12 protein-coding genes are annotated in these 13,705 nt (G+C 34.2%); 9 read left to right on the top strand and 3 right to left on the bottom strand.

From position 1 onward, the window contains the following. The first annotated feature begins 113 nt into the window (after positions 1–113). From glp to moaA, 9 genes are all read left to right on the top strand, one after another. Entirely contained in the window at positions 114–1,286 is a 1,173-nt protein-coding gene (glp, locus tag IR010_RS11800; RefSeq protein ID WP_194569190.1) for a gephyrin-like molybdotransferase Glp, read from the top strand. A gap of 251 nt (positions 1,287–1,537) precedes the next feature. After that, entirely contained in the window at positions 1,538–2,284 is a 747-nt protein-coding gene (locus IR010_RS11795) for a sulfite exporter TauE/SafE family protein (protein ID WP_194604044.1), read from the top strand. A gap of 107 nt (positions 2,285–2,391) precedes the next feature. Further along, positions 2,392–2,964: a molybdenum cofactor guanylyltransferase gene (locus tag IR010_RS11790; protein ID WP_194604041.1), complete on the top strand. Its 573-nt coding sequence runs from the start codon at positions 2,392–2,394 to the stop codon at positions 2,962–2,964. A 5-nt stretch (positions 2,965–2,969) separates the two neighbouring features. Then, positions 2,970–3,761 carry a uroporphyrinogen-III C-methyltransferase gene (gene cobA / locus IR010_RS11785; protein WP_194604039.1) on the top strand — a complete coding sequence of 264 codons (792 nt, stop codon included), beginning with the start codon at positions 2,970–2,972 and terminating at the stop codon, positions 3,759–3,761. Continuing rightward, positions 3,761–3,997: a MoaD/ThiS family protein gene (locus tag IR010_RS11780; protein ID WP_029273024.1), complete on the top strand. Its 237-nt coding sequence runs from the start codon at positions 3,761–3,763 to the stop codon at positions 3,995–3,997. The genes cobA and IR010_RS11780 overlap by 1 nt, the downstream gene beginning before the upstream one ends. Before the next feature lie 10 nt (positions 3,998–4,007). After that, positions 4,008–5,090: a HesA/MoeB/ThiF family protein gene (moeB, locus tag IR010_RS11775; protein ID WP_194604035.1), complete on the top strand. Its 1,083-nt coding sequence runs from the start codon at positions 4,008–4,010 to the stop codon at positions 5,088–5,090. A 128-nt stretch (positions 5,091–5,218) separates the two neighbouring features. Next, positions 5,219–5,650: a molybdenum cofactor biosynthesis protein MoaE gene (locus IR010_RS11770; RefSeq protein ID WP_194604032.1), complete on the top strand. Its 432-nt coding sequence runs from the start codon at positions 5,219–5,221 to the stop codon at positions 5,648–5,650. Positions 5,651–5,659: 9 nt separating this feature from the next. After that, on the top strand, positions 5,660–6,574 hold the full coding sequence (gene moaCB, locus IR010_RS11765; protein WP_194604028.1) for a bifunctional molybdenum cofactor biosynthesis protein MoaC/MoaB: 915 nt from the start codon (positions 5,660–5,662) through the stop codon (positions 6,572–6,574). Further along, on the top strand, positions 6,561–7,568 hold the full coding sequence (gene moaA, locus IR010_RS11760) for a GTP 3',8-cyclase MoaA (protein ID WP_194604025.1): 1,008 nt from the start codon (positions 6,561–6,563) through the stop codon (positions 7,566–7,568). The genes moaCB and moaA overlap by 14 nt, the downstream gene beginning before the upstream one ends. 102 nt (positions 7,569–7,670) lie before the next feature. Here moaA and IR010_RS11755 read toward each other — a convergent pair whose 3' ends face one another. The 3 genes from IR010_RS11755 to IR010_RS11745 all read right to left on the bottom strand — a co-directional run bounded on the left by IR010_RS11755 (position 7,671) and on the right by IR010_RS11745 (position 13,686). After that, entirely contained in the window at positions 7,671–8,258 is a 588-nt protein-coding gene (locus IR010_RS11755; RefSeq protein WP_194569174.1) for a hypothetical protein, read from the bottom strand. Between the two features lie 346 nt (positions 8,259–8,604). Next, positions 8,605–10,035, bottom strand: a complete 1,431-nt coding sequence (locus IR010_RS11750) for a rubredoxin (RefSeq protein ID WP_194604021.1) — start codon at positions 10,033–10,035, stop codon at positions 8,605–8,607. 135 nt (positions 10,036–10,170) lie between these two features. Continuing rightward, on the bottom strand, positions 10,171–13,686 hold the full coding sequence (locus IR010_RS11745) for a nitrate reductase (protein ID WP_194604018.1): 3,516 nt from the start codon (positions 13,684–13,686) through the stop codon (positions 10,171–10,173). Between the last annotated feature and the right edge of the window lie 19 nt (positions 13,687–13,705).

Below are 13,705 nucleotides of genomic sequence, written 5' to 3'. Positions count from 1 at the left end.
ATAAATTAGAGTAATTTTATAGATATTAAAATAAATTTAAATTTTTTATTCATCCTATGGATTAATACTTATATTTGTAATAAGTATTAATACTTAGTTTTATATTCTTTAAAATGATAAAAGTTAGCGAAGCCTTAGCGATTGTAGCATCCAGCAGTTCTAATATGCCAGTGCAAAAAATTCCGTTGCATAAAGCAATTGGATATGTTCTGGCCGAAACCTTATATTCTCCAATCGATATGCCTCCTTTCCGTCAATCTGCTATGGATGGTTATGCTTTTATCCACAGTGAAAAACATCAGTATGACGTCGTAAGTATTTCTCAGGCTGGTGATCATTCAGATATAAAACTCAAAGAAAATGAAGCGGTACGCATTTTTACAGGAGCTTTTGTTCCTAAAAATGCCGATACAGTTGTGATGCAGGAACATGTAATGGCAAACGAAAAATCGATTTTGATTACCAATATGCCAGCGCAGTTTACGAATGTTCGCGTTAAAGGAGAACAAATTGCAAAAGATGATGTAGTTTTTGAAGCTAATACTTTAATTACTCCTGCAGCAATTGGCTTTTTAGCCTGCTTAGGAATTACAGAGATAGAAGTATATAAAAAGCCAAAAGTGGCTATTTTAGTAACAGGAAACGAATTGGTAAAACCTGGAAAAAAATTACCGAAAGGCAAAATTTACGAAAGCAATTCAGTAATGCTTCAAGCTGCACTTCAAACAATTGGAATAAAGAAAACAAAGGTTTATAAAGTAAAAGACAATCTTAAAGCCACTAAAAAGGCTTTAAAAAATATTTTAGATAAATACGATATTGTTTTAATTTCTGGCGGTATTTCTGTTGGAGATTATGATTTTGTAAAAGACGCTTTGCTGGATAATGGTGTCGAAGAGCTATTTTATAAAATCAATCAAAAACCCGGAAAACCAATGTTTTTCGGATCTAAAAATGAAACTTTAGTTTTTGCTTTACCGGGAAATCCGGCATCATCGCTGACTAATTTTTATATTTATGTATATCCCGCGATTAAAAACCGAATGGGTTTTGCAGCAATACATCTGCCAAAATTGGTCAGAAAATTAAATGCAGACATCAGCAACACAACCGGAAAAACATTATTTTTAAAAGCATTATACGATGAAACAAATGTCACTGTTTTAGAAGGCCAAGCTTCATCAATGCTGAATACCTTTGCAATAGCCAACAGCTTGTTAATTGTTCCTGATGATATTGAATCTTTAAAAGAAGGAGAATTAGTGACTTTGATGCCGATTGGATAAGAGATTTTAAGAGTAAAGAGTAAAGAGTAAAGAATAAAAAGTAAAAAGTAAAAAGTAAAAAGTAAAAAGTAAAAAGTAAACATATCGTATGTTAAACACACAGCACAAACTTGAAACCTGAAACTTGAAACCTGAAACTTTAAACTTGAAACATGAAACTTGAAACCTGAAACTTGAAACCTGAAACTTGAAACCTGAAACTTAAAACTTGAAACTTAAAACTTGAAACAAAAAAAAACAATACCAAAAAAATGCAGTTACTCAGTTCAGAAAATATAATATTATTCAGCTTCGCATTAATTATAATTGCGTTTTTATATTCAAGTGTCGGGCATGGCGGAGCATCGGGATATTTGGCTTTGATGACCATTTTTGCTTTTCCGGTTGCAATTATGAAACCATCGGCGTTGCTGTTGAATTTATTTGTTTCGAGTATTTCGTTTTTCTTTTATTACAGAATGAATTATTTTAAGCCAAAGCTGTTTTATCCGTTTGCAATTGCTTCGGTTCCGGCGGCTTTTATTGGCGGATTTGTGACATTAGATAATACAATTTATAAAATCATTTTAGGGCTCGTATTGGTTTTTGCAGCACTGAGATTGTTCGGAATATTCAATTTTAAAGAAAAAGAAGCAGTAAAAATTAATTTGCCTTTTGCTTTGGCGATTGGTTTTGCAATTGGTTTATTATCTGGAATGTTAGGCATTGGCGGAGGTATTATTTTAAGTCCAATTTTATTGTTTTTAGGATGGGCTTCTGTAAAAGAATCGGCGGCAGTTTCGAGTTTATTTATTTTTGTGAATTCAACTGCAGGAATGCTGGGTTTCTTTTTGGGAGGAAAAACAATTCCGATTGAAAGCTTTTATTTAGTTCCGATTGCAGTAATCGGCGGCGTTTTAGGAGGATTTTACGGAAGCGGTTATTTCTCCAATAAAACTTTAAAAATGGTTTTGGGAGCCGTGATTTTAATGGCAAGTATCAAATTGATTTTTCCTTAAAAATATTAAACACATGTGTTAAAAGACAAGATTGGCAAAAACATGAAACCTGAAACCTGAAACCTGAAACTTGAAACCTGAAACCTGAAACCTGAAACAAAAAAATCATGGAAACACTAACAGTATTTATTCTATGTGGAGGAAAAAGTTCCAGAATGCAGTCAGAAAAAGGATTAGTGCTGTTTCAGGAAAAGCCTTTTATTGAACATATTATTCAGGCGATTTTGCCTATTACAGATCAAATAAAACTCATTACGGCAACGAAAGAATACGATTATCTGCCATATCAAAAGATACCAGATAGTATTGCAGATAAAGGGCCGCTTGGCGGAATTTACACTGCTTTGTTACACTCTGAAACCGATTTTAATTTGATTTTGAGCTGTGATATTCCCTTGATTTCAACGGAATTATTAGCTGAGTTAATTTCAAAACATACTGAAGAAGCACTCATTACCGTTTTTGCTTCAGAAAGCAGATTGCATCCCTTAATTGGAATTTATTCTAAAAAAATATTGCCTGTTATCAAAAGCGCCATTGATAAAGACGATTTAAAAATGATGAATTTAATAGCAAATATGCCGCATCAAATCATCAATATTGATGAAAGTGAAAACTTTCATTTAACAAATATTAATTCGGCCGACGAGTTAAATGACCTTAATATCAATTTAAGTTAAAAGCTATGCAAGATTCAAAAACACCAAAATTAACCATTGTAGGCGCAGGTCCTGGCGACGCTGAATTGATAACTTTAAAAGCGATAAAAGCTTTAGAAAGTGCCGATGTAGTTTTGTATGATGCGCTAGTAAATGAAGAATTATTGCAATATGCTGCCAATGCTGAAATAGTTTTTGTAGGCAAACGTTTAGGTTGTCATGCCTATACACAAGGCCAGATTAACGAATTGATTGTTTCGATGGCACATTGTTACGGACACGTTGTACGCTTAAAAGGAGGCGATCCTTTTATTTTTGGCAGAGGAAGCGAAGAAATAGAATATGTAGAAAAATTTGGTCTAGAAACTGCCATTGTTCCCGGAATTTCATCAGCATTAGGTGTCCCGGCAGCAGTTGGAATAAGTTTGACACAGCGCCAGATTGCTGAGAGTTTTTGGGTAATAACCGGAACAACCTCAAATCACGAATTGTCAAAAGATGTACATTTGGCTTCAAAATCGGCAGCAACGGTTGTTATTTTGATGGGAATGCATAAATTAGAGGAAATAATTTCTATTTATAAAGAAAACCGAACAGATGATCTGCCAATTGCAATTATTCAAAACGGAACAAAAAATAACGAGAAAAAAGTAGTTGGAACTATCAATTCAATTGGTAATTTAGTAATCAAAAATAAAGTCTCGTCGCCAGCTATTATTGTGATTGGCGAAGTAGTAAAAAATACTTCAAAACTTACTTCTTATTTTCAAGAACATTTTGATGATGAATTTATTTTCCAGAATTTAAATTTAGAATAATGATTGAAGTTAAATATTTTGGAGCTGTCGCTGAAAAGACAAAATGTGCTTTCGAAAAGATTTCTTTTTCTGAAGTTTCATTGCACGAATTATTGCAGGATTTAGATAAAAAATACCAATTTGATTCGCTTGCTTTCAGCGTTGCAGTAAACCAAAAAATAGTGCCAAAAGCAACGAATTACACTTTGCAAAATAGCGATGTTGTTGCGTTGTTGCCTCCGTTTGCTGGAGGATAAAATCAATTTTATGAATGCATCAACTCGATATAACAGACAAATTATACTTCCTGAAATAGGAGAGGATGGCCAGCGTAAATTAGCTAAAGCTAAAGTTTTGATAATTGGGGCAGGCGGTTTAGGTGCTGCTGTTTTACCTTATTTAGCTGCTGCTGGAGTTGGCGAAATAGGGATTGTTGATCATGATGTTATCGAACTTTCAAACTTGCAGCGACAAGTAATTTATAAAACTTCGGCTGTTGGAAAATATAAGGTTGAAGAAGCCAAAGCAATGATTTCGGAATTCAATCCAGGAATTAAAGTTAATGCAATTGCAGAAAAACTATCAGGAAAAAATGCCATTTCGTTATTTGAAAATTATGATATTATTGTTGATGCGACAGATAATCTTTCCATAAAATATTTAATAAATGATGCTTGTTTAATTACAAAAAAGCCAATGGTCTACGGATCTATTTTTAGATTTCAAGGTCAAGTTTCAGTTTTTAATTATCAAGATGGACCTACCTATAGATGTTTGTATCCGGAAGAAAATAACAAGGTATTAAACTGTGAAGATGCAGGAGTAATCGGAATTTCGGTTGGAATTATAGGAATGCTTCAGGCAAATGAAGTTATAAAAATGATTCTAGAAATAGGAGAGGTGCTGAACGGTAAAATACTGGTTTATAGTATTTTAAATAATGAGCAGCAAAAGTATGACTTTGATAAGAATCAGGCTTTTGAAATGAATGAAATTGAATTTCACAAGAAATATAATAGTGATAAAAATCATGTTCAAGAAATTTCTTCAGAAGCTGTTTTAAATGAAATTGATGCTGATGAAGTTCTCTTTTTAGATGTTAGAAACGAAGATGAATTTCCAAAAGTAAATTTCAAAAATGGTATTCAGATTCCGTTGATGAATCTAGAAAACGAAATTGAAAAACTGAATACAAACCAAACAATTTACGTTTTTTGCCAATCTGGAATTAGAAGTAAAACCGCAGTAGAATTGCTTCAGAAACATCAATTTAAAAATGTAAAAAGTATTGCTGGCGGGGTTTTAAAACTGAAGCAATTTTTAAAGGAAGAAATAAAAATCGAACAGTAGATTTAAAAAGTAAAAGATTTTTATTCTCTCGCAGATGAATCAGATTGATAATGTAAAGAATTCAGAGATTAACTTTTGCAAAATCTGAAAAGAGCAATAATTCATAATTTTTTCGAATAAAATAAAAAATGAGTAAAAATGTATTTGTAGAAGGACCAATTGTTCCTGAATTTATAGCCGAATCGATTGCTAAACATCAATCGAAACACACAATTGGTGCGCATAATATTTTTTTAGGACAAGTTCGCGCAGATGTGATTCACGATAATACCGTTGTCGCGATTGATTATTCTGCTTATACGGATATGGCAAATGAAGCTTTGCACGCGATTCGAGAAAAAGCTTTTGCTAAATTCGACTTAACCTGCATGCACATTTATCACAGTTTAGGTGTTGTGAAAGCGGGCGAAATTTGTTTGTTCGTATTTGTTTCGGCAACACGCAGAAAACAAGTTTATGAAGCAACAGAAGCCATCGTAAACTGGATTAAAACTGATGTGCCGATTTTTGGAAAAGAAATGTTTGAAAACGATACATTCACTTGGAAACAAAATACCTAACAAAATAAAATGGTAGATATTACGCATAAAATAAGTACATTAAGAACTGCAACTGCAACCGCAATCGTCAAAGTCAGCAAACAAGAAACGATTGATGCTGTTGTAAATAATTTAGTTCCGAAAGGAAACGTGTTCGAAATGGCAAAAACAGCCGGATTATTTGCGGTAAAAAACACACATTTGTCAATTCCGGATTGTCATCCGATTCCAATTGAATTTACATCGGTAGAATATAAAATTGAAGGTTTAGAAATTCATATTATTTTCAATGTAAAAACGGTTTATAAAACCGGAGTTGAGGTTGAAGCGATGCACGGCGCATCTATTGTTGCATTGACAATGTATGATATGCTGAAACCTATTGATAAAGAAATCGAAATTGCAACGATTAAATTAATTAATAAAGAAGGTGGAAAATCGTCTTTTAAAAATAAATTTCCAACTACAATAAAAGCAGCAGTTTTTGTTTGTTCTGATTCAATTTTTGCTGGAGAAAAAGAAGATCGTTCAGGAAAAATTATCGTCGAAAAATTAAATTCGTTCGGGGTTGAAACGGCGCATTACGAAATTATTCCTGATGAAATTAATAGTATTCAGGAAAGAGCTAAGGCTTTCGCCAAAGAGCACCAGCTGGTTATATTTACCGGAGGAACTGGATTATCTCCAAGAGACGTTACGCCCGAAGCTTTGTCGCCATTATTAGAAAGCAGAATTCCAGGAATCGAAGAAGCAATTCGAAATTATGGACAGCAGAGAATGCCGTACGCTATGTTATCAAGAAGCATTGCAGGAACATTAGGAAAAAGTTTGGTTTTGGCTTTGCCAGGATCAACAAACGGAGCCAGAGAATCTATGGATGCCGTTTTTCCGCATGTGATGCACGTTTTTCATATTTTAAAAGGAAAAAATCATGACAGCCTCTAAAGCCATTTTGACGGATGATTTTGGGCGAAAACACAATTATTTGCGTATTTCGCTGTTAGAAAAATGCAATCTGCGTTGTACGTATTGCATGCCTGCTGACGGAATCGCATTGTCTCCTAAAGCCAGTTTAATGACTGCTGAGGAAATTTTTAGCATCGCCCAGACTTTCGTAGAAAATGGAGTAGATAAAATCAGATTGACTGGCGGAGAACCTTTACTCCGAAAAGATTTTCCGGAAATTATTTCGAAATTAGCTTCTCTTGAAGTTTCGCTTTCCATTACTACAAACGGAATTTTAATTGATCGTCATATTGCTGTTTTAAAGCAATTTAAAATCAAAAAAATCAATTTGAGTCTAGATACTCTCGTTTCGTCTAAATTTCACACTGTAACACTTAGAGATCAGTTTCAAAAGGTTATCGACAATCTTCATTTGCTTTTAAATAATGATTTTGAGGTAAAAGTAAATGTGGTTTTGATTAAAGGCTTTAATGAAAATGAAATTTTAGATTTTGTCAAGTTAACGCAGTTTTTGCCCATTTCAATTCGTTTTATCGAGTTTATGCCTTTTGCCGGAAACGAGTGGGACAGAAGCAAAATGGTTTCTCAAAACGAAATATTGTTTCAAGTCGAAAATACTTTTTCATCTGATAAAATACAAAAACTAGAAGACGAAGAAAACTTTACAGCAAGAACTTATAAAATAAAAGGTTTTCAAGGTAATTTCGGAATCATAAGTTCAATCACAAACCCGTTTTGTGACGGCTGCAACAGAATCCGCTTGACGGCAAACGGCAAAATTAAAAATTGCCTTTTCTCGAATGCAGAAACCGATTTGCTTACGCCTTTTAGAAATGGCGAGTCGATCACGAATTTAATTTCAGATTCAATTAAAAATAAAAAGAAAGTAAGAGCCGGAATGGTTACCGTTTCTGAAATGGATGATCCAGCATTGCATTTTGATAACCGCAGTATGATTGCGATTGGCGGATAATGCTCATAGTTTTTGTCATTCCTTGGAATGACAAACTACACGATTGATGGTTTTAAGTAATAAAAAGGTTCAACTTTTTCAAGTCAAACCTTTCTACAAATATTATTTTTTCTTTTTAGCTTTTGCCTTTTTCTTAGACTTTGCTTTCTTTTTTGCTATTTTTTTAGCTTTCGCTTTATCTTTCGCTTTTTTAGCTTTTTCTTTTTTCTTAGCGGCAGCTTTTAATTTTGCTTTTTTAGCTTTTTCTTTCTTTTTGTCCTTTTTAGCTTCGTCCTTTTTCTTTGCTAATTTCTTTTTCGCTTTTTCTTTCTCTTTGTCTTTCACTTTTTTCTTCTTTTTATCAGATTTATTTTTAGCAGTTTCTAATGCAGCTACTACTTCATTTATACTTTCCGGGTGTGATTCATTTTTTGGTGTTTCACTGTTTGGACTATTTGGATCTAGTTTTGCTGCGGGAGCTGAAACCTTTTTTGCTGTCGTTCTTCGTGCCACAGGTGGTTTTGGTGTAGTAGTTGCCGTGGTTTTAGTAACAGAAGCTACTGGAGCTTTTGCAGTTGTCGGTTTTACAGGAGCTTTACGAACTGTTGTTTTTATTGCCGGATTATTTTTATTTTCTGCAACAGGCTGACTATTGTCAGATGTTGTTGAATCGATTTTCTCAGGGGTAATTTCTTCGTTATTGTTTTCCATATTAAGGTGCTTTTAAATGAGGATATCGTTTAATGTAACTAAATTGTTAACTTATAGTTAAGTAAAGATAATTATAAAACAAGTCTTCCAATGTTAAGTTTTTCTCTAATAATTAAATTTAACTATTTGAATTTTAATTACTTAAGTATTTGTGTGAAATTAAAAAGTAAAATCTCTTAACAATTCTACACGAAAAAACGAAGTGAATACTTTATAGATAAAAGCATGGTATTTGTTGCTTTTTTTTTGAAAACAAATGCCACAGCCAAATGAGACGAACATTTTTTGTGTTGATCCCAATGCCTCGGTAAAATTAATTCCTAATAAAAGTCAGGATAAGTTTTATTTAATTTTCTGCAATTTCTAAAATTTTGAAATTACTTTTTGGTGCTTCACACAGCGAACAGCAATAGGTTTCTGGCAAATCAGTAAATAAAATACCTTTCGGAATACCTTGGCTTTCATCTCCATATTCTGATTTATAAAGAGTTAAGCATTCTTGACATTGATAAATATCGAGTTGCGCTTTTTCTTTTTTCTGTTGATTTTCTGTTGTTTCTGAAACAGAATTTCCAAGCTCATCGAAATATTTCCTGCTTAATTCAATTAAGATTGTTGGCAATTCGAGTTTGTCTATGTCTTGTGAATGCACAATATATTCGCGCGTGTTCGGATCGAAATTCTTTGCAAATAAAATATTATAAGTGTCTCTTATTTTAATAGATTCTAAAACCGCTGGCAATTCGTTTTTTTCGACAACAATCGAAGTAAAATAATGTCCATCTCGATTGTATTCAGATAAACCGAAAGTCAATCCATAAGTGCTGATGTCGAATTGATCTAGTGTTCGAACTAAGAAAGTTTTAAGATTCAAAGCCCATTCTATTGCAACTGGCAAATGCCAATTTAACTCTAATAATGAATGACGAACATTGATTCCTTTTTTACCTAAAAATTTTTCCCATTCTAGTTTTCGATCTTTCGGAATTCCTTTTACAATAAATGATTTCCAAGGCGTTATGCATATTTTTCCAATTTTGCAGTCAAAACACAAATCGCACATTTCTTTGAGAAAAGCTAAATCGTATAAATTATTTCTCCAATACAAACCCAGCCAATATTGATCAATTCCCATTCGGTTCATGCCTTCGTAATATGGAAAAGGATAAAAAGGAATATTTAAAGGTTTATCGATCGTTCTATTATTAGTGTCTAAAATTTCGCTTACTAAACTAAAAAGCATATCGATGCCACAAGCTTCTTCCTCTATAATTTTTTCAATTTCATAGTAAAATTTGGCAATATCCCAGCTGTAAATTAAGACCGGGTATACTTCCATACGTTCCCATTTTGGCAAACGAATGTATAAATACCAATAATCTTCATGTTCTGAAGCTATGAAGTTAAGATGCCCAGTAAACAAAGGAACCAATTGCTGTTTTGGATCTGTAATGTTTACTTTTAGTTTTGGCTGTTCTTTAAACTGTTCTAAAATGTACAAATACCGATTTCCAGTTAACCAACCCGTATTTCTGAAAATATCTGTTGAAACATACGAACAAACGATATTATTCCCGCTTTTCTCATTCGGAAAAACAAAATGATATTTCCCAAGTTTCTCTTTGTCAACAGATTTTAATCCTTTGGGGAAAATAATATCTTGTCTAGAACCAAACGAAATTGAATCTAAACCTTGATCCAACGCCATATTAACTACTTCTCTTAGTTCTCCTGGCGAAATAACACCTCCTTTTACTATTAATCTTGTTAGTTCCATTTTGTTTTTTTTGTTTCAGGTTTCAAGTTTCAGGTTTCAGGTTTCAAGTTTCAGGTTTCAAGTTTCAGGTTTCAAGTTTCAGGTTTCAGGTGCACGTTCCAACAACTTGAAACTTGAAATCTGAAACAAAAAAACTTATCTGCATTTCGCCAGTATCTCTTTAACCTCAGTTTTACAGCTTCCGCAGCCTAATCCAGCACCGGTGTTTTTGCATAAATCAGTAAAATTATGGTTACCACTTTTAATTGCTTCTTCTATATTTCCAACTCCGACTTGACTGCAAGAACATACTAATTTTCCTAAAACAGGTTTTGCGTTTGAGCTTCCTCTTAGCAGAAAATTTCGTTTGTCTGATAATTCGATTTTGCTCTCGATCATGGTTTTAAATTCGGCAAACTCATTTTTATCGCCCATTAAAATCGCTCCAACTAGCAAATCATCTTTCACGATGCATTTTTTGTAATAACGCTTTTTCAAATCGGCAAAAACAATCTCTTCGTATGAATCGTCGTTTTCTGGAACTTCAATATCACCAATACTGCATAAATTAATATCTTCTAATTTTAAAATATTCATTAAAATAGAACCTTTGTAAAAACTGCTGATATCGCCTGCCAAAAAGTTGGCTAAAATATCTGCTTGTTCTTCAGCTGCAGAAGTGATTCCGAACAATTTATTATTGAATTCTGCTATTTCTCCAATTGCAAAAATATCCGGATTCGAAGATTGTAAATACTGATTTATTTTTACACCGCGACCGCAGGCAAGTCCAGTTTCGCGTGCAATTTCAATATTCGGAATCGTTCCAATCGTATAAACAATAGCATTTGCAGTAATAATTCTCCCGCTTTTTAATGCGATTTCAATCTCATTCGGATTATTGGTTTCAAAAACAGTACTTACTTCATTGTCAAAATAAATCTGTATATCACGAAGCTGTACTTCCTCGGCTAATAATTTGCTGGAAATTCGGTCTAATTGGCGTTCCATCAATCGAGACGCTCTTTGAATTATAGTAGTTTTTACTTTTTTATGTTTTAATGCTGCCGCTAATTCTAATCCTAATAAACCACCGCCAATGATTACAACATGCTGTTCTTCTGGCGGTAAATTGGTACTGTCTAAATGTTTTTTTAATCGGTCTGCATCTTCTTTTCTGCGAACTGTAAATCGGCCTGGCAAATGAAGCTGTGCATTTTCAGGAACAAAAGGCCTGCTTCCGGTTGATAAAATCAATGAATCATAAGTATGGGTATCTCCTAAGCTGTCTGTGATTGTTTTTTCGTTTGTATTGATTTTATCAATCGCGACACCCGCTTTCATGGTAATTTTGAGTTTGTTTAAAGTTTCTCCATCTTTCACTTTTAATAATTGTTCCCAGGAAAATTCGCCAGTCATGTATTCTGGGAGCAAAACGCGATTGTAAAACGGATTTATTTCATTAGAGAAAACAATAATTTCGTCAGTTGAATTGAATTCACGATAATTTTGAATAAATCGAAAAGAAGCTGCGCCCGCACCCACAATTGCAATTTTCTGGAAAGGTTTTACATACTTGGTAATATTTACGGTTGTGTATTTAAAATCAGGCTCTTTAGAAATGGGATCAACAACTGTATTGGTTAAATTATTCGTTCGATTTAAATCATTTTCAAGTTGTTTTCCCCAATGCATCGGCAAGAAAACGACTTTTTCTTTGATCGAATCGGTCACTTTGGCTTTTACACGAACTTCTCCGTTTTTACTGGAAACAATAACAATATCGCCATTTTTTATGTCGGATTTGTAGGCATCAATCGGATTAATTTCGAGAACCGGACTTGGTGTATGCGTCATTAATCTTGACACTTTTCCAGTCTTTGTCATTGTATGCCATTGATCTCGAACTCTTCCCGTGGTTAAAATAAATGGGAATTGCGGACTCGGCTGTTCAGACGTATTTTCAATATGCGCTGGTAAATTGAAAATGGCTTTTTGTGAAGGCGTATAAAACTTTTTATCGGTAAAAAGGCGAGGAGTTCCCGGATGTCCATAATCAGGAACGGGCCATTGAAAAGTGCCTTCGGTTCTTAAACGATGATAATTTAAAAATGAAATATCGATATTAGTATTTTTAGTAAGCGCACAGTGTTCTTTATAAATTTCTTCGGCACTATTAAAATCGAAGCCGCTGAAATTCATTTTTTTAGCAAAGCGAATTAAAATTTCGATATCCGGAAGTGCTTCTCCCGGCGCATTTATTCCTTTTGGCAAATAAGAAATTCGGCGTTCAGAATTGGTCATTGTGCCTTCTTTTTCTAACCAGCCTGCAGCGGGCAATAATAGATCGGCATATTTTGAAGTGTCTGCATTATGCGAAATGTCCTGAACCACTACAAATTTGGCTTTTTGCAGCGCTTTTTCAATACGACGCGAATCAGGCAAACTCACTAATGGATTTGTACAGATAATCCAAATGGCTTTCATCTTTCCAGATTCTAAAGCTTCAAACATTTCTGTTGCCGTTAAGCCCGGTTTGTCAGAGATTTCGTTTACGCCCCAAAAATCAGCAACTTCTTTTCGATGTTCTGGATTTGCAATGTCTTTATGTGCCGCTAAAAGTGTTGCCATACCGCCAACTTCGCGTCCGCCCATGGCATTTGGCTGTCCAGTTAACGAAAAAGGACCAGAACCTGGCTTTCCTATTTGTCCGGTTAATAAAGATAAATTCAACAAAGCTGTATTTTTATCTACGCCAACGGCGCTTTGATTGAGTCCCATTGCCCAAAGCGAAATAAACCCTTTTGCTTTCCCGATAATAGCTGCAGCGAGCTTAATATCGCTTACAGAAATACCACACAGTTTAGATGCTTTTTCTAGCGAAGTGCTTAAAACTAAGTCTTTATATTGTTTGAAATTTTCCGCATGATTCTTAACAAAATCGTGATCTGTATACCCTTTTTCGATAATATGTTTGGCAATGGCATGATATAATATAATATCAGATCCTGGAATAATCTGCAAGTGCAAATCGGCAAAAGCAGCGGTATCAGTTCGTCGCGGATCGATGACGATAATTTTTATTTTTGGATTTTTCTCTTTGTGTTTTTCAATTCTTCTAAATAATATAGGGTGACACCACGCTGGATTTGCGCCTGTAATCAAGAAAGTATCAGCCAATTCAATATCGTCATACGCAATGGGTACAGAATCTTCTCCAAAAGTTTTTTTATAACCGACAACGGCAGAACTCATGCAAAGTCTCGAGTTCGTATCTATATTATTTGTTTTTAAAAAGCCTTTTACAAGTTTGTTTACCAGATAATATTCCTCGGTCAAACATTGGCCTGAAATATAAAAACCAACGCTGTCGGGTCCGTGTTTTTTTATAATTGATGTAAAAACCGCAGCAGCTCTTTCAAGAGCAGTGTCCCAGCTTACACGCTCCAGCGGATACGATTTACTGCCTCGCATTTCAGGATATAAAATTCGGTCTGATGTATCATTTACTACATAATGCAAATTCATTCCTTTAGAACACAGCATTCCTTTGTTCACCGGATGGTCTTTGTCGCCCGTTACCATTACACCGTTTTTTGCATCGTTGGTTACGATTATACCGCAGCCAACGCCACAATACGAGCAAGTAGTTTTGATTTTGGTGTTTTGCATTACTGCTCTTTTTAGATAC

The organism is Flavobacterium sp. MR2016-29 (assembly GCF_015350695.1).
Classification (GTDB): Bacteria; Bacteroidota; Bacteroidia; order Flavobacteriales; family Flavobacteriaceae; genus Flavobacterium.
Note: the sequence above shows the minus strand (reverse complement) of the source record. Positions and strands in the feature narration are given on the sequence as shown.

What these genes read in the sequence shown, in the direction of transcription:
- IR010_RS11770 (WP_194604032.1), top strand. Translation starts at nt 5,219, where the DNA reads ATGAGTAAAAATGTATTTGTAGAAGGACCAATTGTTCCTGAATTTATA.
- glp (WP_194569190.1), top strand. Translation starts at nt 114, where the DNA reads ATGATAAAAGTTAGCGAAGCCTTAGCGATTGTAGCATCCAGCAGTTCT.
- IR010_RS11745 (WP_194604018.1), bottom strand. Translation starts at nt 13,686, where the DNA reads ATGCAAAACACCAAAATCAAAACTACTTGCTCGTATTGTGGCGTTGGC.
- IR010_RS11790 (WP_194604041.1), top strand. Translation starts at nt 2,392, where the DNA reads ATGGAAACACTAACAGTATTTATTCTATGTGGAGGAAAAAGTTCCAGA.
- cobA (WP_194604039.1), top strand. Translation starts at nt 2,970, where the DNA reads ATGCAAGATTCAAAAACACCAAAATTAACCATTGTAGGCGCAGGTCCT.
- moaA (WP_194604025.1), top strand. Translation starts at nt 6,561, where the DNA reads ATGACAGCCTCTAAAGCCATTTTGACGGATGATTTTGGGCGAAAACAC.
- IR010_RS11750 (WP_194604021.1), bottom strand. Translation starts at nt 10,035, where the DNA reads ATGGAACTAACAAGATTAATAGTAAAAGGAGGTGTTATTTCGCCAGGA.
- IR010_RS11755 (WP_194569174.1), bottom strand. Translation starts at nt 8,258, where the DNA reads ATGGAAAACAATAACGAAGAAATTACCCCTGAGAAAATCGATTCAACA.
- IR010_RS11795 (WP_194604044.1), top strand. Translation starts at nt 1,538, where the DNA reads ATGCAGTTACTCAGTTCAGAAAATATAATATTATTCAGCTTCGCATTA.
- moaCB (WP_194604028.1), top strand. Translation starts at nt 5,660, where the DNA reads ATGGTAGATATTACGCATAAAATAAGTACATTAAGAACTGCAACTGCA.
- moeB (WP_194604035.1), top strand. Translation starts at nt 4,008, where the DNA reads ATGAATGCATCAACTCGATATAACAGACAAATTATACTTCCTGAAATA.
- IR010_RS11780 (WP_029273024.1), top strand. Translation starts at nt 3,761, where the DNA reads ATGATTGAAGTTAAATATTTTGGAGCTGTCGCTGAAAAGACAAAATGT.